This window comes from Stenotrophomonas sp. YJH_SMC_21 (assembly GCF_059369555.1).
In genome coordinates, this window is the sequence record NZ_JCAFSU010000016.1 from 25,935 (window position 1) to 44,193 (window position 18,259).

Consider the following 18,259-nt stretch of genomic DNA (forward strand, 5'->3'; position numbering starts at 1 on the left):
GCCCGCGCATGACCGATCCATCCCTGGAAGCCGCATCCACCGTCAGTGATGGCGACGGACTGCGCCCGCACCTGTCCGAACTGGTGGCCCTGCGCCGGCTGGCACAGCGGCCGCCGCCGCCACGCCGTGGCCGTGCCGGCAACGCCGGGCAGGCGCCGTCGCCGCTGCGTGGGCGTGGGATGGAGTACGCCGAGTCACGCGAGTACGTGGCCGGTGATGATGCACGGCATATCGACTGGCGCGTGACCGCGCGGACCGGCCGTGCCCATACCAAGCTGTTCCAGGCCGAGCGCGAGCGGGTCAGCCTGATCGTGGCCGATACGTCGCCGGCGCTGTATTTCGGCACCCGCGTGCGATTCAAGTCGGTGCAGGCGGCACGCGCGGGCGCCGTCGCCGCGTGGTCGGCGCAGCGCCGCGGTGATCGCGTGGGTGCCCTGCGCGGCAGCGACCGCGAAGCGCCGATTGCACCTGCGGGTGGGCCGCGTGGTGTACTGCGCGTGCTCGACGCACTCACCCGCTGGTACACACAGCCGCCCGCCGACGATCTCGGCCTGGAACGCGCGCTGGACCATGCCGCCCGCGTGCTGCGCCCCGGGGCGCGCATGCTGGTGCTGGCCGATCCGCAGCAGGCCGCGCGGATTCCCGTCGTGCGCTGGAGCGCGCTGGCCCAGCACCATGACCTCAGCCTGGTGCTGCTGGTCGATCCCCTCGAGCTGCAACCGCCCTCGGCGGCCCTGCAGTTCCAGACCGCGCAGCAGCGCATTGGCCTCGACCTGCGTCGCAGCGAGGTGCAGGCGCACTGGCAGGCGCACTTCGTCGAACCACTGCAGGCGCTGCGCCGCCAGCTCGGCGCACGCCGCGTTGACGTGCAGGTGTTGTCCACCGATGCGCCCAGCGACGCCTGGTTGGCACCACCGGTAACCGAGGTGCCGGCATGAGCGCTAACCTTCCGCTGCGCGATGTGCAGTTGCCGCCGGCACCGTCGTGGTGGCCGCCGGCCCCCGGCTATCTGATGGTCGGTGGCGCGGTGTTGCTGGTGATCCTGGCGCTGGCCCTGCTGTGGTGGCAGCGCCGCCGTCGTCGCCAACGCTGGTTACAGGCGTTCGACCAGGAGCTGGCCACCACCGCCGATGCCACCGCGGAACTGGCGGCGATCGCCGGCCTGCTGCGTCGCGCCGCGCGACAGGCACAGCCCGGCAGTGAATCCCTGCGTGACGATGCCTGGTGGCAGCGCGTGGATCCGAAGGGCACGTTGCCGGATGCGCGCCGCAACCTCCTGGCCGAAGGTGCCTATCGTCCCCGCGTGGACGCCAGCGAAGTGGCGGCCGTGCGTAGCTGGGCGCGCGAGCGCTACCTGGCGATGCTGCTGGAGCGCCGCCGATGAACCTGCTGGCAAGTTACTGGCCATGGCCCGACCTGCAGCTGGCGTGGCCGCTGGCCCTGCTGGCGCTGCCGTTGCCGTTGCTGATGCGCTGGTGGAAGCGTCGTGCCGATCCCGGCGCTGCGCTGCGCGTGCCCTATGCGGCGACGGAACTGGAAGCGCTGGCCGGTGGCGGCCGCGTCGATGGGTCGTGGCTGCGTACGCTGCTGTTGTGGCTGGGCTGGTGCGCGCTGTGTGTCGCACTGGCTCGCCCGCAACAGCTGGGCGAAGCGATCACGCCACCGCAGCAGGGCCGGCAGATGATGCTGGCGATGGACGTGTCCGGCAGCATGGGCGAGGGCGACATGGTGCTGGGGGGGCAGGCGGTGGATCGCCTCACCGCAGCCAAGGCCGTGCTGGCCGATTTCCTGGATCGTCGTGCCGGCGATCGCATCGGCCTGCTGATCTTCGGGGACCGCGCTTATACGCTCACGCCACTCACTGCGGACCTGGCCAGTGTGCGCGACCAGCTGCGCGACAGCGTGGTCGGCCTGGCCGGGCGCGAGACGGCCATCGGTGATGCCATCGGCCTGGCGGTGAAGCGCCTGCGCAGCCAGCCGGAAGGGCAACGTGTACTGATCCTGCTGACCGACGGCGTCAGCAATGCCGGCGTGCTGGAACCGCTGCGTGCGGCCGAAGTCGCGCAAGCTGAAGGGGTGCGCATCCACACCGTCGCGTTCGGTGGCGATGGCAGCATGCGCTTCCTCGGTATTCCGATTTCCGCTGACCAGGACCCGGTCGACGAGGCCACGTTGAAGAAGATTGCCAGCCTGACCGGTGGCCAGTTCTTCCGCGCACGCGATACCGCGCAGCTGGCCGGCATCTACGCCGAACTGGATCGTCTGGAGCCGATCGCTGCGAAGGGGCCGAGCCTGCGCCCGCGCGAGGAGCGCTATGCGTGGCCATTGGGCCTGGCCTTGCTGCTGGGGGCATTGGCATGGGTGTGGCCGGAGCGCCGTCGATGATCGCGTTGGCATCCCATCTTCCCGACTGGAATGCACTGCACTTCCTGCGCCCGGAATGGCTGTGGGCCTTGCTGGCCTTGCCGGTGATTCTCGCCGTGGCGCTGTACCGGCAGCGGCGCAGCGATGCGTGGCGGCAGGCGGTGGATGCGCACCTGTTGCCGCATCTGCTGGCCGCCGGTGCTCGCCGTCGCGTGCGGCTGCCATTGGCAGTGCTGCTGGGTTGGACGCTGGCAGCACTGGCGATGGCGGGGCCGAGCTGGCGGCAGCAGGCACAGCCGATGTTCCAGCCCAGCGCGCCGCTGCTGATCGTGCTGGATCTGTCCAGCCGCATCACTGCCACCGACCTGCCACCGTCGCGCCTGCTGCAGGCAAGGGCCAAGGTCGGCGAGCTCCTGCGCGCACGCAAGGGTGGGCAGGTGGGGCTGGTGGTGTACGCCGAAGATGCCTACACCGTGGCGCCGCTGACCGATGACGGCAGCAACGTCGCGCTGTATCTGGATGCCTTGTCGCCGGATGTGATGCCGCGTGATGGCCAGCGTGCCGACCGTGGCATCGACTGGGCCACGCGGCTGATGCGGCAGATCGCTGCAGCGCAGGGACAGATCCTGCTGGTCACCGATCAAGCCGATGGTGAAGCTGCATTGGCGGCCTCGCAGGCACGTGGGCTCGGCCTGCAGGTGTCGGTGCTGGGGCTCGGTACACCGGCGGGTGCGGCGTATCGTGACGACAGCGGACAGATCCGCCAGGCTGCGCTGGACGAAGGTCGCCTGCGTGCGGTGGCCACGGCAGGTGGCGGTCGCTATGCGCGCATCACCGCCGATGGCAGTGACCTGCGCGCACTGGGTGTGCTTGATGCACGCGAAGGTACTGCGGCGCAGCGGCCCGGCGAGGGCAGGCAATGGCGCGATGAAGGATTCTGGCTGCTGCCACCGGTGATGCTGCTGGCGCTGCTCGCCTTCCGCCGCCGCGCGCTGCTGGCCGCAGTGCTGGCGGTGGGCCTGCTGCCATGGATGGGGGATGTGCGGGCGCAGGCAGCTCCAGCGCCCGCTTCGCCGCCATCGCAGGGCACGCTGTGGAAGCGGGCCGACCAGTTGCAGCACCAGCGCCTGGCCGACGGCGTGCAGGCCTATCGTGCGGGCGACTTCGCCACTGCGCGCAAGCAGTTCGAGGGCATCGACAGTGATGCGGGCTGGTACAACCTGGCCAACACGCTGGCGCGCCAGGGCAGCTACGACGAAGCCATCGCCGCCTACGACCGCGCGCTGGCGCTGCATCCCGGCATGGCCGATGCGGTCGCCAACCGTGCCGTGGTTGATGCCGCACGCAAGCGCAAGCAGTCGGGGGGGCAGGGCCAGGACCAGCAGAAACCGCAGCAGAACGGGCAGCAGAAGCAGCAGAACAATTCACAGGGCCAGCGGAACCCGCAGGGCCAGCAACCGCAGCAGGGCCAGAAGGATCCAGGACAGGGTCAGCCACCATCTCAGCAGGGCCAGCAGGGGCAGCCCCAGGCGGGTGACGACGACGCGCAGTCGGCGCCTCAGCCCGGCGAGCGTGGCCGCGATGGACAGCAGGCGCCACCACAGGTGGAGGATGCCAAGGCGCAGGCCCAGGCTGATGAGCAGCAGCGCCAGCGCATGCAGCAGGCGATGCAGCAGGCACGTGAGGGCAAGGGCGAACAGGATGGCAAACCCGTGCCAGGCAGTGACGGCACTACTCCGCGCCAACGCGAAGAGCAACAGGCGGTGGAGGCGTGGATGCGACGCGTGCCGGATGATCCGGGCGCATTGCTGCGGGCCAAGTTCCAGCTGGAAAATGAACGCAGGAAGAGGGAAGGGCGATGACGCGGGTGATCAACATGCACGGGCACTGGCCCCGACAGGTACTGGCGGCGCTGCTGCTGTGGCTGCCGCTGCTGGCCTGGGCGCAGCCGCGCGCGTGGCTGGACCGCGACCGCATCGCGATGGGCGACACGGTCACGCTCAATGTCGAGAGCGACCAGGGCGCCCCTGACTTCACACCGTTGCGCACCGACTTCGACCTCAGCGGGCAGACCAGCAGCCGCCAGGTGGAGTGGAGCAACGGCAGCATGCAGCAGCGCAACCTGTATGGCGTGGCGCTGACGCCACGGCGTAGTGGTGCACTGGTGGTGCCGGGCCTGCAGGTGGGCAGCGTCCGTACCGCGCCGCTGACCCTGCAGGTGGATGCCGCTGCCGTGGCCGGCCCCGACAGCAATGCGGTGGCATTCATCGAAACCGTTGTCGATGACGAAACGCCGTATGTGCAGCAGAGCGTAGGCGTGGTGGTGAGGCTGTTCTTCGCCTCTCAGCTGGCCTCTGGCGAACTGGTGCTGGATACCCCGGCGGGTGCGTCGCTGCAGCGGGTAGGCGATGACCGCACCGATGTGCGGCAGGTCAACGGCCGCCGCTACAACGTGGTCGAGCGCCGCTTCCTGCTGATCCCCGAGCGCAGCGGTGCACTTCGGCTGGCCGGTGCGCGCTTCAGTGGGCGCAGTGCCGGTGGCTTCTTCGACGACTTCTTCGGCGGCGGCGACGGCCGCATGAATGCCACCGGCGCCGACCGCACGTTGCAGGTGCAGGCGCAACCGGCACAGGCGCCGCAGCCATGGCTTCCGCTGCAGAGCCTTCAGCTGCGCTACACCGGTGCGCCGACCAGCGCCCGTACCGGTGAGGCCGCCACTGTGGTGGTCGAGGCGATTGCCGAAGGGGCAACCCGTGCACAGTTCACCGACCTGCCGGTGCCGGATCTGGGCACCCATGCGCAGGTATTCGCCGAACCTGCGCAGTACGAAGAATCGTTCAATGGCAGCACCCCGCGGCTGAAGATCACCCGCCGCTACTCGATCGTGCCGCGCCAGCCAGGCTCGCTGGTGGTGCCGGGGCCGCGCCTGCCGTGGTGGGATGTGCGCGCAGGCAAGGCGCAGGAAGCGAAGCTGCCGGACCTGACACTGGCTGTCGCAGCCGGCAGTGGCGGTGGCAGTGCTTCACCTGCGTCGCTACCGCCGATCGACACCGATGCTGCGCTGCCGGGTGGCGATGGCCAGGATAGCCGCATCGCCGCGACCGATCCGCGCGCCAGCGGCCTGGCCGAACGCCCGTGGCCGTGGATGGGCGCGGCCATCGGACTGGCGCTGCTGTGGCTGCTGACCCTGTTGTGGGGCTGGCAGCGAGGCCGCCGACCGCGTGCGGCGACGCCTGCAGCCGGCAAGCCCTCTGTGCCGACTGTGGCGCGCGGACGTGCCGGCCTGACCGAACTGCGCCGCACGCTGGATGGCGAAGGCTTCGATCAGGTGGAAGCGCAGCTGTGCGCGATGGCCGGGGTTGAGCGCATCGAGCAGGTCATCGCGCGGTTGGATGACCCTGGCCAGCGCCAGGTGCTGCAGGACCTGCAGCAGGCACGCTGGGGCGGGCAGGGCGACCTGGCATCGCTGCGCGCGCGTCTGCGCGAGGTCTTCCGTGACGGACCGCACTGGTCGGCGGCTACCGGCGCCGCTGACACTGGCCTGGCGCCGCTGTATCCAACGCGGCGAACCTGAACCGGCGCCGCTTGCGCGCTTTGTTAGAGTGCATTCATTTTTCGAGGAAACCCGCGCATGACAGCAGCTGCTGCCGACAAGAAGAAGTTGCCCCTGCATTGGAAGATGGGCATCGGCTTTGCGATCGGCCTGATCCTGGGACTGATCGTGCACGCCCTGGGCGGCAGCGTCGATGGTCTGCAGGCCGGTGCCAAGTGGGTAATGGACTACATCACCACCCCGGCGTCGGGCCTGTTCCTCAACCTGATCTTCATGCTGATCGTGCCGCTGATCTTCTCGGCGCTGATCATGGGCGTGTCGGAGATGGGCGACATCCGCGCCCTTGGCCGCATCGGCTGGAAGACCCTGGCGTATACCGTGCTGCTGTCCGGCATTGCCGTGGGCATCGGCCTGGTGCTGGTCAACCTGCTCAAGCCGGGTGCCGGCGTCGATCCGCAGGTCGCCGCGATGATGCTCTCGGAGAACGCCGAGCGCAGCAAGGAAATCGTTGCTGGCATCCATGGCACGCCGAAGGGCATGGACATGCTGCTGTCGATCGTGCCGAGCAACGTGCTGCAGGCCGCGTCCGACAACGGCGCAATCCTGTCGCTGATGTTCTTCGCGCTGATGTTCGGCATCGGCATGGTGCTGACCGACAACGAGAAGGTGGCCCCGCTGCGCCGCGCCATTGAAGGCGTGTTCGAAATCTCGATGACCCTGATCAACCTGGTCATCCGCCTGGCCCCGTATGCGGTGGCCTGCTTCATGTTCAACCTGGCCGCGCTGTTCGGCTTCGAGCTGATCATCCGCCTCGGTGCCTACGTGGGCGTGGTGGTGCTGGCACTCGGCCTGCACATGATCGTGACCTACGGTACCGCCGTGTGGCTGTCCGGCCGTTCGCCGCTGTCGTTCTTCCGCGATACCCAGGAAGCGACGGTGATGGCGTTCTCCACCGCCTCCAGCAACGCCACCCTGCCGACCGCGCTGCGCGTGGCCGACCAGATGGGCCTGCCGCAGCGCGTGTCGCGCTTCGTGCTGACCGTGGGCGCCACCGCCAACCAGAACGGCACCGCGCTGTTCGAGGGCGTGACGGTGATCTTCCTGGCCCAGTTCTTCGGCGTGGACCTGAGCATCGGCCAGCAGATCATGGTGATGGCGGTCTGCATCCTCGGTGGCATCGGCACCGCCGGCGTGCCGTCGGGCTCGCTGCCGGTGGTGGCGATGATCTGCGCGATGGTGGGCGTGAACCCGCTGGGCATTGGCCTGATCCTGGGCGTGAACCACTTCCTGGACATGTGCCGTACCGCGCTGAACGTGACCGGCGACCTGGCCCTGACCACCCTGGTGGCCAAGGGCGAATCGCACGACGGCCCGGCGCTGGGCCCGCAGCAGGACTGAGTCCAACGCCACTGCTGGCGACCTGATCGGGGTCGGATTCCTTTCCGCAAGGAAAGGGCTCCGACCCCGCTTCACATGCGGAATCCGGGGGAGATGACGACGTTGCCGGCCAGCGGCCGGCACGACCGGGCAAGGTGAACCGACCCCCCGCCCGGCGACTATGGGACAATAGGCCGCCCGCACGTCCGCGGCCGCCTCCCGATTCCGACAGAACCATGACGCAGCCTACCCGTCGCCAGTTGGCCAACGCCATCCGCTTCCTTGCCGCCGATGCGGTTGAAACCGCAAAGTCCGGCCACCCCGGCATGCCCATGGGCATGGCCGACATCGCCGAAGTCCTCTGGAACGACTACCTCCGCCATAACCCGAGCAACCCGCACTGGTTCAACCGCGACCGTTTCGTGCTGTCCAACGGCCACGGTTCGATGCTGCAGTACGCGCTGCTGCACCTGAGCGGTTACGACCTGCCGATCGAGCAGCTGAAGCTGTTCCGCCAGCTGGGCAGCCACACCGCCGGCCACCCGGAGCGCCACGAGACCCCGGGCGTGGAAACCACCACCGGCCCGCTGGGCCAGGGTTTCGCCAATGCCGTGGGCTTCGCCCTGGCCGAGAAGCTGCTGGCACAGCGCTTCAACCGCCCGGAGCTGGAAGTGGTCGACCACCGCACCTGGGTGTTCATGGGCGATGGCTGCCTGATGGAAGGCGTGTCGCATGAAGCCGCTTCGCTGGCCGGTACCTGGGGCCTGCACAAGCTGGTCTGCTTCTGGGACAACAACCACATCTCCATCGACGGCAACGTCGAGGGCTGGTTCACCGACAACACCCCGGAGCGTTTCGAGGCCTATGGCTGGAACGTGGTGCGCGATGTCGATGGTCATGACCCGGAGAGCATCAAGGCCGGCATCGAGGCCGCGCTGTCGCAGAGCGACAAGCCGACCCTGATCTGCTGCCGCACCACCATTGGCTTTGGTTCGCCGAACAAGGCGGGCAAGGAATCCAGCCACGGCGCACCGCTGGGCAAGGACGAACTGGAAGCCACCCGCAAGCAGCTGGGCTGGGAATACGGTCCGTTCGAGATCCCGCAGGCGATCTACGACGGCTGGCGCGCCAACGGCGCCGGCACGCTGCGCCAGGCCGAATGGGAACAGCTGTTCGACAAGTACGCCAGCCAGTACCCGGCTGAAGCGGCCGAACTGACCCGCCGCTCGCATGGCGAACTGCCGGCCGACTTCGTTGCCAAGGCCGATGCCTACATCGCCCAGGTGGCCGCCGAAGGCCCGACGATTGCCTCGCGCAAGGCGTCGCAGCTGGCCATCGAAGCCTATGCACCGCTGCTGCCGGAAATCGTCGGCGGCTCGGCTGACCTGGCGCACTCCAACCTGACCCTGTGGAAGGGCAGCAAATCGGTTGCCAGCGACGACGCCAACGCCAACTACGTGTACTACGGCGTGCGCGAGTTCGGCATGACCGCCATTGCCAACGGCCTGGCCCTGCACGGTGGCTTCATTCCGTTCGACGCCACCTTCCTGGTGTTCAGCGACTACGCCCGCAACGGCGTGCGCATGAGCGCGCTGATCCCGGCCCACGCCATCCACGTCTACACCCACGACTCGATCGGCCTGGGCGAAGACGGTCCGACCCACCAGCCGGTGGAGCACCTGGCCTCGCTGCGCTACATCCCGAACAACGACGTGTGGCGTCCGTGCGATGCGGTCGAGTCGGCGGTGAGCTGGAAGGCTGCGATCACCCGCCAGGATGGCCCGAGCTGCCTGGTGTTCAGCCGCCAGAACCTGCCGCACCAGCCGCGCAACGCCGAGCAGATCGCCCAGATCGAGCGCGGTGGCTACGTGCTGGCCGATGCTGCTGGTACCCCGGACGTGATCCTGATCGCCACCGGTTCGGAAGTCTCGCTGGCCACCGAAGCCAAGGCCCAGCTGGACGCGGCCGGCCTCAAGACCCGCGTGGTCTCGATGCCGTCCACCGACGTGTTCCTGCGCCAGGATGCGGCCTACCGTGAATCGGTGCTGCCGAACGCCGTGCGCAAGCGCGTGGCGGTGGAAGCCGGCGTCACCGGTTTCTGGCGCCAGTTCGTCGGCCTGGACGGTGCCGTGATTGGTATCGACACCTTCGGTGCCTCGGCCCCGGCCGACCAGCTGTACAAGCACTTCGGCATCACCACTGCCCACGTGGTGGAAGCGGCCAAGTCGCTGTAAGCAGCTTCGCGACGTAATGAGAAAAGGCCGGCGCACGCCGGCCTTTTCTTTGCCGCAGGAAAAAGGGGACGGAGGGGATTAAGTCGTTTGTGCACATGCGACTTAATCCCCTCCGTCCCCTTTTCTCAGGCGGTGCGCGCCAGTGCCAGCCGCAGGAGGCGCGCGTCCAGCCGTTCGGCGAAATCCTTCGGGGCGTGCAGGCCCATGCGCTGCAGGTACACCGCATCGCCATCGCCGGCCGGTTGGCGCAGCGCTGCCCAGACGGTACGCAGCTTGTCGCCGCGGGTCTGCGTGTTGGCCTTCAGCCAACCCAGCGCCTTCACCAGCACCTGCTCGATCTCGTTGAAGTCGCTGCCCAGCGGATAGTCCGGCAGGCTGCCGTCGGCGCGGAACGGTGCCAGTGCCGCGGCCAGTGCCTGCGGCGTATTGCGCTGCAGGCGCTGCGGGTCGGGCTGGGACGCCGCCAACAGCTTGCGCGAGGCGTGTGCCTGCTGCAGCAGGCCGCTCTGGAACGGGGCTTCGGTGATCGCGGTCATCGCATGCACGCAGTCCTCGTCGGTCAGGCCGCGCAGATCGGCGATGCCGTATTCGTTGAGGTAGATGTCGCGCAGGTGGCGCGGGATGGTGGTGTGCCCGTAGTTCCAGCGCACGTTGGATTCGCGCTGGCCTTTGTCATCGCGCGCCGCGCGGAACATCAAGACGCTGCGCGCTTCCGGCAGGGCATGTGCCATCGCCACGAAGTTGTACTGGCCACCCACGCCGGACACCACACGTCCGTCGTCCAGCGCATCCGACACGGCCGCACCCAGTGCAGTGGCCATCATGCAGGAGTTGAAGAAGCGCGCATGGCGGCGTTGCAGGCGCTCCAGCGTCTCGTTGCCGCCATACAGCTGGTTGATTTCGCTGATGCGGCGCATGCCGATCGCACGGCATTCGTCTTCCGGCAGCGTGCGCAGCCACTCGTAGAACTCCGGCGAGCCCAGGTAGAACGCGCCGTGCAGGTACTCGCCCTCGGCGGCCAGGGTGGCGTGGTCGATGGACAGCGTGCTGCCGTTCTCGATGCGCTGCATCAGCGCCAGGTCGTCGTGCACCTTGCGCTTGATCACCCCGGTCTGCACCAGCCGGCGGAAGCCTTCGTTGAGCATCTCGCTGCAGCCGTACAGGCCCACCTCGAACGGATCCAGTCCGCCGATCTCCTGCACCAGCGGGTGGCTGGCAAGCTGTGGATCCAGCGCATGCAGCACGCGGCGGTAGCGCGCGTTGTCGGTGTGGCGCAGCACCAGCGCATGGCTGAGCGCGTCGGCCAGCGTGCCGATGCCGATCTGCAGGGTGCCGCCGTCGCGCACCAGCGTGCTGGCGTACAGGCCGATGGCGTAGTCGGCATCGCTCACCGGCTGCCGCGGCAGCCCGAACAGCGCCGGGTACGGCGGCGGCGGGGTGATCACCAGATCGAAGAACGACACATCGACCGTGGCCGAGCCGCCCATGTAAGGCAGCTGCGGATCGATCTCGGCGATGAGCAACGGGCGCGGCAGCCCGCGCGCGGTCATCGCATCCAGCGTGTCCTGGGTGATGTCGTTGTTGCACGACAGCGAAAGCCGGCGATCGTTCGGCCGCATCGCCACCTTCTGCACGATCACCTGCGGCGCGCGCTGCGCGACCGCATCGGCGGCGTGGGTGTAGTTCAGGCTGGTATAGCTGGATTGCGCCTGGCGCGAACCGAGCAGGGCGCCGGACTGCATGTAGAACTCTTCCACCTGCACATGTGCCGGCAGCGCATCGCGCGCGATCGCATCGGCATAGGCCAGGCGCGGGAAATCGTCGCCGAAATGGCGCTGCGCGAACGGCGCCATGAAGCGCGCTTCCAGGCCGTTGCCGCGCGCCTTCGGCGGGTTCAGCGACAGCGCGGTATACAGCTGCAGCGGCCGCGATGGATCGTGCTCGACGCGTGCATAAAGGGCATTGAGCAGCCGATGCGGCTTGCCCAGTGCCAGCGGTGCCCCGATCCGCAGCGGCCCGTCCACGCGCGCAAACAACCAGTCGACGGCGGCGTCCAGGTCGGTGAGGTGTTCGGTCATGCGCGGCGGTCCTGCGTGTGGGGGAGTGCTGGCATTACAGCATGTCGGGCTTGAACCGCCGTCGACGCGAGACTTCGGCGCCGGACACCATGAACTGGCCATCGCCGCGGTAATGCACCGTGCGCGGCAGTTTCGGCCGGGGCGCGACGTGGGCGCGCACGATTTCCCAGATGAACAGGTTGCTCGATTGCACCTGGCTGTCGTCGTAGAGTCGGCATTCGAAGCACGAATGACATTGGCCGACCAGCGGCGCGCCGACCTCGCGCGCGGGCAGCGCATCGAGCTCGAAACGGGCGAATTTGTCGACCTCGCGGCCGCTGCAGTTGCCGATGTCCACCACGGTGTCGAGCAGCTCCACGCCGGGCACATTGATCACGCACTCGCCGCTGCCAAGGGCCAGCGCGTGGCTGTGGTTCGCGTCCCAGAGGTAGGTGGCGACCAGCGAGGGCGAGAAGCCCATCACCATGTGCCAGCCCATCGTCATCAGGTTGCGCTGGCCACGCCAAGCGGTACTGACCAGCACGATCGGGCCAGGTTCGAGGAAGCGGCGGGCCTGCTCGACCGGGAAATCCTTCTTGGGCAGCGCTTTCATCCGGGGCCTGGAGCGGGAGGCATCGATGCTGGCGCAGCCAGGATGAACCTGGAGTCGAGGGGCTTGACAGGCGATTCGATTACGCGCGTAATCGGTTCATCGATTACGGACGTAAACAATGACTCCGATCAGCGAAGCCGAAGCCGTTGTGATGGAGGTGCTGTGGCAGCAGGCACCGCGTAGCGCCGATGAAGTGGTCGCCGCACTGGCCCACCGCGACTGGGCCGAACCGACCATCAAGACCCTGCTCAATCGTCTGCTGACCAAGGGCGCGATCGCCGCCGAGCGTGATGGCCGGCGCTACCTGTACCGGCCGCTGCTGCAGCGCCAGGCGTGGGTGGAGGCGCAGAGCCAGGACTTCATCGGCCGTGTCTTTGAAGGGCGCGTTGCGCCGTTGGTCGCGCACTTCAGCGAACGCGGCCAGTTGAGTGCGCAGGACATCGCCGAACTGAAGAAACTGATCCAGGAGCTGGACCATGACTGAGCTGCTCGACGGACTGTTGCAGGCCAGCGTATGGCTGGCGGTGGGCGCGGTCCTGCTGGCGGTGATGCGGCCGCTGTTGGTGCGATTGGGGGGCGCTGGTCTGGCATACCGCAGCTGGTGGCTGCTGCCGATGCTGCTGCTGGCACTGATGCTGCCGTTGCCGCAGGTTGCGTTGTTGCAGCAGGTACCCACGCTGCCGCTGAAAGTGCTGCCCGGTGCCATTGATGGCGCGGCCGGCCAGTCCTTGCCATGGGCCGGGTTGTTGCTGGCATTCTGGGCCGTGGGCACGGGCCTCTGCCTGCTGCGCGACCTGCGCGCGCAGCGTCGATTCGAACGGCGCATGGGTCCACTGACGCCGCGCACCGATGGCAGCTGGCAGGCCAGCGCCGACCCGGGCCTGCCAGCGCTGGTTGGCCTGTGGCGGCCGCGCATCGTGGTCGGCCCTGACTTCGACCAGCACTTCAGTGCACAGGAACAGCACCTGATCCTGCGGCACGAGCGCAGCCACCGTCGCAATGGCGACCACTGGGCCAACGGCGCGCTGCTGCTGGTGCGCGCGCTGTTCTGGTTCCACCCGCTGCTGCCATGGGCCGCACGCCGCTTCCTGCGCGACCAGGAACTGGCCTGCGATGCCCGCACCATCGGCCCGCAGCCTGCGCTGCGCGGCCTCTACGCCAGCACGCTGCTGAAGGCGCAGCTGGTCCACCCGGTTGCGCCCGCGGTCTGCCATTGGCGCAGCCAACCCGTGTTGAAGGAGCGCATCGCCATGTTGAAGCAGTCCAAGCGGAAGGCATTGCCGTGGGTGTCGGGACAGGTACTGGTGGTCGGGTTGTGCCTGGGAATGGGAGCGGTGGCGTGGGCCAGCCAGGGCGGAGGCGCGGGAGGCCCGGCAGGGTCCGTCATGGATCGGGAGATCCAGGTCGACAAGATGCCGCCGCCGTCCTATCCGAAATCTGCGGTCGAGCAGCGCCAGGTGGGCGTGGTGAACCTGCGCGTGGAAGTGGATGCCCAAGGCCATCCCACCGACGTCCAGGTGCTCAGCGCCACCAATCCGGGGGTGTTCGATGCTGTCTCGATTGCTGCGGCGCGCAGCTGGACCTATCGGCCCGCAGTGAAGAACGGCAAGCCGGTGCCCGGTGCCGTGCGCGTCCCGATTACCTACGCCATGGATGACACCGAGGACACGAAGTGAAGCGAGCGCCGCTGCTGATGATGGCGGTGCTGCTGGCGGCATGTGCAACCCAGGATCGCCTGACCACGGCCGATACCCGCAGCGAGAATGTCGGTCACCAGCGCCTGCGACCCGATGCGGGGGGAGGGACCGGCCAGATCCAGCCCTACGCACTGGCCGCCAGCGAAGGCTACCGCATGCCACAACTGCATACGGCACCGGACCCGGTAGTGGGCGAGCGTGATCCACGCACCTCGCTGCCGCCGACTACGGTCTGCCTGCAGGTGGTGGTGGATGCGCAGGGCAGCGTTGAGCGCAGCATCCCGCTGACCGACCGCAGCGAATGCAGCGCGGGTGAGGCACCGGAGAATGCGCCCTTGCTGCAGGCAGCGCAGGAGGCGGTTGCCATGTGGAAGTACTCCTCCGCCGCAGTCTGTCACTTCGCGGCAGGCAAAGTGCCGGCTGATCGCGGCGACTGCCGCAGTGCCGAGCGGGTCGAACCGGTGGCCGTCACCCTGCAGTACGCCTTCACCTTCGAGGTCGTGAAGGGCCGGCAGACGGTCCGCACGCAGGGAAAATGATCGCGCGTGATGCCGGGTGGCGCCGGACCATGCCCGGCCAATACAGCGGCGTCGATCAGGCCCCGCCCTGGATGTTGGCCTTCACTGCGGGCTGCATCAGTTTCGGTTCTTCCAGCGTGGCATCGCGGGCCTGTCGCACGCTGACGAACTCCGCCTCGGCTACGCCGTCATGCACGTGGATGTTGTGCGCGCGCTGTTCGCCGATGGTGGTTTCGTTGGCAAAGCCGCGTCCACCCGGGCCGTAGTCGTGGCAGACGAACACGCGCGTTGCATCGGGCAAGGCCAGCAGGCGCTGGATCGAGCGGTACAGCTGCGCGGCATCACCACCGGGGAAATCACAGCGGGCAGTGCCGCCGTCGGGCATGAACAGCGAGTCGCCGGTGAACAGCGCATCGTCGATCAGGTAGGCGATGCTGTCGCTGGTATGGCCAGGCACGGCGATCACCTGGCAGCGCAGTTCGCCCAGAGCGAAGGTTTCGCCGTCGCTGAACAGGTGATCGAAGATCTCATCTGCGGCAGGAAGCTGCAGGCCATAGCGTGGTGCAAACGTTGCCTGTACCGCGCGGATGCCTTCGCCGATGGCCAGCGTGGCCTGCGGGAAACGATGCTTCAGGCGGCGCCCGGCCGACACATGGTCAGCGTGGGCATGGGTTTCCAGCAGCCAGCGCAGCTGCAGGCCTTGTTGCTCGATGGCCTGCAACGCGGCATGCAGCGGCGCTTCACTGCTGGCGTCGGTATCCGGGTCGTAGTCCAGGACCGGGTCGATCAGCGCTGCCTCGCCACTGGCCGGGTCGCTGACCAGGTAGCTGAAGGTATTGCTGTCACGGTGGAAGAACGACTGCACCTGGACCGACATTGGAACCCTCCTCAGCGCGCGCCGAGCACGCGGTTCAGCAACTGCGCCAGGTTTTCACCGGCCAGCCGCAGCTGCGCTTCGGCCAGCGGCCGGTAGCGCTCGGTGTATTCGTCACCGATTTTACGCGTGGCCGGATAAACGCCAGCTTGCATGGAAATGCGGCAGCTGGCCTCGGCCCACGTCTGCGGGTCGCGCTGCGGGTTGGACTGGCGCGCCAGCTTCGGCGCGCGCTGGCTCTGCAGCAGCGGCAGGTAGTCCGCGTCGTCCAGCTTGCGGGTGTTGAGCATGCCGCTGTCCCACAGCGAGTGCAGGTTGGTACCGCGGTTGCCGAACTGCAGCTGGAAATCGTTGCCGCCCTTGTCGTGCGCGTAACCGGCGTGCATCGGCTGATGGATGTCGCCGACCAGGTGCACGACGAACTTCAGCGCCTGCAGGCGCTCGCCATCGGTCAGGCTGCGGTCGCCGAGGATGGTGCTCTGCGCCTTCAGGGCTTCGACGATGCAGTTGCCGTTCCTGCAGTGCTTCGGTGCTTCGTAATGGCAGTTGTCTTCGGCGATGTTGACGTAGTGCCAGCCGGCCGAGCGACGACCCAGGCCCGGGTCCTTGGCGCGCAACTGGTCGGCCCAGGGCGCGATGCTGGCCAGCGTGGCGTCCGGTTCGGTGGCCAGCAGGCGATCCACTTCGGCACGGGCGGTGGGATTGAGGCGGGCGTCGGCGACTTCGGCGACAAGGCGGTGGCCTTGCGCGCCCCAGGCATGGGCCGGGGCGGAAGCGGACAGCAGGGCCGGCGCCAGGGCGGCGGCGAGGAACAGGGAATGCAGGGCTTTCATGTGCACATTCTAGCGGGGTAGGTGGATTGAAGAGCGGCGCGTTCCTGTTCCGAAGCGGGAGCGCAGCGGGAGGCGCGGCGTGTCCCGGCTCTGCTCCCCGCCTCGCCCCAGCTCCGGAACCGCTTCAGTCCCAGGCACAAAAAAGCCCCGGTAATCACCGGGGCAACATGCTGCGAGGGTTTTGCGTGTAGCGGGGGAGCGGGGGCGAAGCCCCCGCGCCCAACACACCGCTTAGAACTTGAAGACGTACGAAGCGCCGTAGACCAGCGGATCGATGTTGACCGTGCCGATCTTCTCGCCGTTCAACTTCACCTTGCTGTCGATGTCGATCCAGCGCATGTCCACACGCAGGGCGCCCTTCTCGCCGATCGCGAAGTCGATGCCCGCATGCGCGGCCAGACCCCACGAATCCTGCAGCTTCAGCTTGCTGCCGGCCAGCGCACCGGTGGTGTCTTCGCTGAAGAAGGTCGTGTAGTTCACGCCCGCGCCGACGAACGGCGAGACCTTGCCCTTGCTGTTGAAGTGGTACTGCAGGGTCACCACCGGCGGCAACTGCTTGGTGCTGCCGACGCGGCCGAGGCCATTGATGTTGATGTCGTGCTTGAACGGCAGCGCGGCCAGCACTTCGATGCCCAGGTTGTCGGCAATGAAGTACTCGCCGGTGATGGTCGGCTTGACGTCGTTGTCGACGTCGACCTTCAGCGTGTGGCCGGCCAGCCAGCCGTTGTTCGACTTCGGCGCCACCTGGTGGACGCCGGCCGAGACGGTCCAGTCGCCCTTGGACTGGGCCATGGCCGGGGCGGCGGCGAGGGACAGGGCGGCGGCCAGGCCGGCCAGGATCAGGGGGGAGGTCTTGCGCATGGGGGTGATCTCGTTGCTGGGTGGATGGCGACAGTCTCGGCCTCACGCCGTGCTAACGCTTTGATCCGGATCAAATCCTGTCCGCCGGCCCTCTGGCCCGGGCGCTGGCCCACGGTGGCCAGCCCCGGTTTGCTAGACTTGTGGGCCCTATCCATCCCGCCGCACCCGTAGCGGCCGCAGGAGCTTGAGAAATGGCAATCAAGGTTGGTATCAACGGTTTCGGTCGCATCGGGCGTAACGTCCTGCGCTCGGCGGTGCTGAACTTCGGCGACGACATCGAAATCGTGGCCATCAACGATCTGCTGGAGCCGGACTACCTGGCGTACATGCTCAAGTACGACTCCGTGCACGGCCGCTTCAAGGCCGACGTGGCAGTGCAGGGCAACGACCTGCTGGTCAACGGCAAGAAGATCCGCCTGACCCAGGAACGCGACCCGGCCAACCTGAAGTGGGATGAAGTCGGTGCCGACGTGGTGCTGGAAGCCACCGGCCTGTTCCTGACCAAGGAAACCGCGCAGAAGCACATCGATGCCGGCGCCAAGAAGGTCATCATGTCGGCGCCGTCGAAGGACGACACGCCGATGTTCGTCTACGGCGTGAACGACAAGACCTACGCCGGCCAGGCGATCATTTCCAACGCCTCGTGCACCACCAACTGCCTGGCCCCGCTGGCCAAGGTCATCAATGACAAGTGGGGCATCAAGCGCGGCCTGATGACCACCGTGCATGCGGCAACCGCCACCCAGAAGACCGTCGATGGCCCGTCCAACAAGGACTGGCGCGGTGGCCGTGGCATCCTGGAGAACATCATCCCGTCGTCCACCGGTGCGGCCAAGGCCGTCGGCGTGGTCATCCCGGAACTGAACAAGAAGCTGACCGGCATGAGCTTCCGCGTCCCGACCTCGGACGTGTCGGTGGTCGACCTGACCGTCGAACTGGAAAAGGAAGCCACCTACGCCGAGATCTGCGCGGAAGTGAAGGCACAGAGCGAAGGCCCGCTGAAGGGCATCCTGGGCTACACCGAAGACAAGGTGGTGGCCACCGATTTCCGCGGCGAAACCTGCACTTCGGTGTTCGACGCCGACGCTGGTATCGCCCTGGACGGCACCTTCGTCAAGCTGGTCACCTGGTACGACAACGAGTGGGGCTACTCGAACAAGTGCCTGGAAATGGCCAAGGTCATCGCCGCCAAGTAAGGCCGGCGAAGATCGCACACGGACCCCGGCCTGGCCGGGGTTCGTCGTTTATGGGGCCGGCCCTGTCGTAGCATGGGCCGGT

16 protein-coding genes are annotated in these 18,259 nt (G+C 67.7%); 11 read left to right on the forward strand and 5 right to left on the reverse strand.

From position 1 onward, the window contains the following. The first annotated feature begins 8 nt into the window (after window positions 1-8). The 7 genes from AC5P67_RS17005 to tkt all read left to right on the forward strand — a co-directional run bounded on the left by AC5P67_RS17005 (window position 9) and on the right by tkt (window position 9,528). Window positions 9-938: a DUF58 domain-containing protein gene (locus AC5P67_RS17005; protein ID WP_005414346.1), complete on the forward strand. Its 930-nt coding sequence runs from the start codon at window positions 9-11 to the stop codon at window positions 936-938. Beyond that, window positions 935-1,384 (forward strand): DUF4381 family protein, encoded by a 450-nt coding sequence (locus AC5P67_RS17010; RefSeq protein ID WP_076739771.1) that lies wholly within the window; start codon window positions 935-937, stop codon window positions 1,382-1,384. Before AC5P67_RS17005 ends, AC5P67_RS17010 begins: the two co-directional genes overlap by 4 nt. Beyond that, a complete protein-coding gene (locus AC5P67_RS17015) occupies window positions 1,381-2,385 on the forward strand; it encodes a vWA domain-containing protein (RefSeq protein WP_024958482.1) in 1,005 nt (334 codons plus the stop codon). The genes AC5P67_RS17010 and AC5P67_RS17015 overlap by 4 nt, the downstream gene beginning before the upstream one ends. Next, window positions 2,382-4,226: a VWA domain-containing protein gene (locus AC5P67_RS17020; protein ID WP_062605741.1), complete on the forward strand. Its 1,845-nt coding sequence runs from the start codon at window positions 2,382-2,384 to the stop codon at window positions 4,224-4,226. The genes AC5P67_RS17015 and AC5P67_RS17020 overlap by 4 nt, the downstream gene beginning before the upstream one ends. Next, window positions 4,223-5,938: a BatD family protein gene (locus tag AC5P67_RS17025; RefSeq protein ID WP_099472649.1), complete on the forward strand. Its 1,716-nt coding sequence runs from the start codon at window positions 4,223-4,225 to the stop codon at window positions 5,936-5,938. Before AC5P67_RS17020 ends, AC5P67_RS17025 begins: the two co-directional genes overlap by 4 nt. 57 nt (window positions 5,939-5,995) lie before the next feature. Continuing rightward, on the forward strand, window positions 5,996-7,315 hold the full coding sequence (locus AC5P67_RS17030; RefSeq protein ID WP_005410848.1) for a dicarboxylate/amino acid:cation symporter: 1,320 nt from the start codon (window positions 5,996-5,998) through the stop codon (window positions 7,313-7,315). 215 nt (window positions 7,316-7,530) lie between these two features. Next, window positions 7,531-9,528, forward strand: a complete 1,998-nt coding sequence (tkt, locus tag AC5P67_RS17035; RefSeq protein WP_005410847.1) for a transketolase — start codon at window positions 7,531-7,533, stop codon at window positions 9,526-9,528. A 125-nt stretch (window positions 9,529-9,653) separates the two neighbouring features. On the opposite strand, the gene AC5P67_RS17040 is transcribed toward tkt, so the two are convergent. Continuing rightward, window positions 9,654-11,606: an acetyl-CoA hydrolase/transferase C-terminal domain-containing protein gene (locus AC5P67_RS17040; RefSeq protein ID WP_495214966.1), complete on the reverse strand. Its 1,953-nt coding sequence runs from the start codon at window positions 11,604-11,606 to the stop codon at window positions 9,654-9,656. A gap of 34 nt (window positions 11,607-11,640) precedes the next feature. Continuing rightward, window positions 11,641-12,198 carry a flavin reductase family protein gene (locus AC5P67_RS17045; protein ID WP_111193305.1) on the reverse strand — a complete coding sequence of 186 codons (558 nt, stop codon included), beginning with the start codon at window positions 12,196-12,198 and terminating at the stop codon, window positions 11,641-11,643. 118 nt (window positions 12,199-12,316) lie between these two features. Between AC5P67_RS17045 and AC5P67_RS17050 the strand changes: the two genes are divergently transcribed. From AC5P67_RS17050 to AC5P67_RS17060, 3 genes are read left to right on the forward strand one after another with little or no spacing between them, the layout of a single operon-like run. Then, complete coding sequence (locus AC5P67_RS17050) at window positions 12,317-12,682, forward strand: BlaI/MecI/CopY family transcriptional regulator (protein ID WP_012481135.1); 366 nt, start codon at window positions 12,317-12,319, stop codon at window positions 12,680-12,682. Then, window positions 12,675-13,874 (forward strand): M56 family metallopeptidase, encoded by a 1,200-nt coding sequence (locus tag AC5P67_RS17055; protein WP_495214968.1) that lies wholly within the window; start codon window positions 12,675-12,677, stop codon window positions 13,872-13,874. The genes AC5P67_RS17050 and AC5P67_RS17055 overlap by 8 nt, the downstream gene beginning before the upstream one ends. After that, on the forward strand, window positions 13,871-14,434 hold the full coding sequence (locus tag AC5P67_RS17060; protein ID WP_088431135.1) for a hypothetical protein: 564 nt from the start codon (window positions 13,871-13,873) through the stop codon (window positions 14,432-14,434). Before AC5P67_RS17055 ends, AC5P67_RS17060 begins: the two co-directional genes overlap by 4 nt. A gap of 55 nt (window positions 14,435-14,489) precedes the next feature. Here AC5P67_RS17060 and AC5P67_RS17065 read toward each other — a convergent pair whose 3' ends face one another. The 3 genes from AC5P67_RS17065 to AC5P67_RS17075 form a co-directional block, all read right to left on the reverse strand. Beyond that, on the reverse strand, window positions 14,490-15,290 hold the full coding sequence (locus tag AC5P67_RS17065) for an MBL fold metallo-hydrolase (RefSeq protein ID WP_165710954.1): 801 nt from the start codon (window positions 15,288-15,290) through the stop codon (window positions 14,490-14,492). An 11-nt stretch (window positions 15,291-15,301) separates the two neighbouring features. Then, window positions 15,302-16,120 carry a S1/P1 nuclease gene (locus tag AC5P67_RS17070; RefSeq protein WP_165710952.1) on the reverse strand — a complete coding sequence of 273 codons (819 nt, stop codon included), beginning with the start codon at window positions 16,118-16,120 and terminating at the stop codon, window positions 15,302-15,304. Between the two features lie 231 nt (window positions 16,121-16,351). Beyond that, window positions 16,352-16,981, reverse strand: coding sequence for an OmpW/AlkL family protein (locus AC5P67_RS17075; protein WP_005410839.1), 630 nt, complete (start codon window positions 16,979-16,981; stop codon window positions 16,352-16,354). A gap of 191 nt (window positions 16,982-17,172) precedes the next feature. Here AC5P67_RS17075 and gap point away from each other — a divergent pair, with 191 nt between their 5' ends. Continuing rightward, complete coding sequence (gene gap, locus AC5P67_RS17080) at window positions 17,173-18,177, forward strand: type I glyceraldehyde-3-phosphate dehydrogenase (protein ID WP_005414333.1); 1,005 nt, start codon at window positions 17,173-17,175, stop codon at window positions 18,175-18,177. The last annotated feature ends 82 nt before the right edge of the window (window positions 18,178-18,259 follow it).

Coding starts and splice junctions, on each gene's coding strand:
- AC5P67_RS17005 (WP_005414346.1), top strand. CDS start 9: ATGACCGATCCATCCCTGGAAGCCGCATCCACCGTCAGTGATGGCGAC.
- AC5P67_RS17010 (WP_076739771.1), top strand. CDS start 935: ATGAGCGCTAACCTTCCGCTGCGCGATGTGCAGTTGCCGCCGGCACCG.
- AC5P67_RS17015 (WP_024958482.1), top strand. CDS start 1,381: ATGAACCTGCTGGCAAGTTACTGGCCATGGCCCGACCTGCAGCTGGCG.
- AC5P67_RS17020 (WP_062605741.1), top strand. CDS start 2,382: ATGATCGCGTTGGCATCCCATCTTCCCGACTGGAATGCACTGCACTTC.
- AC5P67_RS17025 (WP_099472649.1), top strand. CDS start 4,223: ATGACGCGGGTGATCAACATGCACGGGCACTGGCCCCGACAGGTACTG.
- AC5P67_RS17030 (WP_005410848.1), top strand. CDS start 5,996: ATGACAGCAGCTGCTGCCGACAAGAAGAAGTTGCCCCTGCATTGGAAG.
- tkt (WP_005410847.1), top strand. CDS start 7,531: ATGACGCAGCCTACCCGTCGCCAGTTGGCCAACGCCATCCGCTTCCTT.
- AC5P67_RS17040 (WP_495214966.1), bottom strand. CDS start 11,606: ATGACCGAACACCTCACCGACCTGGACGCCGCCGTCGACTGGTTGTTT.
- AC5P67_RS17045 (WP_111193305.1), bottom strand. CDS start 12,198: ATGAAAGCGCTGCCCAAGAAGGATTTCCCGGTCGAGCAGGCCCGCCGC.
- AC5P67_RS17050 (WP_012481135.1), top strand. CDS start 12,317: ATGACTCCGATCAGCGAAGCCGAAGCCGTTGTGATGGAGGTGCTGTGG.
- AC5P67_RS17055 (WP_495214968.1), top strand. CDS start 12,675: ATGACTGAGCTGCTCGACGGACTGTTGCAGGCCAGCGTATGGCTGGCG.
- AC5P67_RS17065 (WP_165710954.1), bottom strand. CDS start 15,290: ATGTCGGTCCAGGTGCAGTCGTTCTTCCACCGTGACAGCAATACCTTC.
- AC5P67_RS17070 (WP_165710952.1), bottom strand. CDS start 16,120: ATGAAAGCCCTGCATTCCCTGTTCCTCGCCGCCGCCCTGGCGCCGGCC.
- AC5P67_RS17075 (WP_005410839.1), bottom strand. CDS start 16,981: ATGCGCAAGACCTCCCCCCTGATCCTGGCCGGCCTGGCCGCCGCCCTG.
- gap (WP_005414333.1), top strand. CDS start 17,173: ATGGCAATCAAGGTTGGTATCAACGGTTTCGGTCGCATCGGGCGTAAC.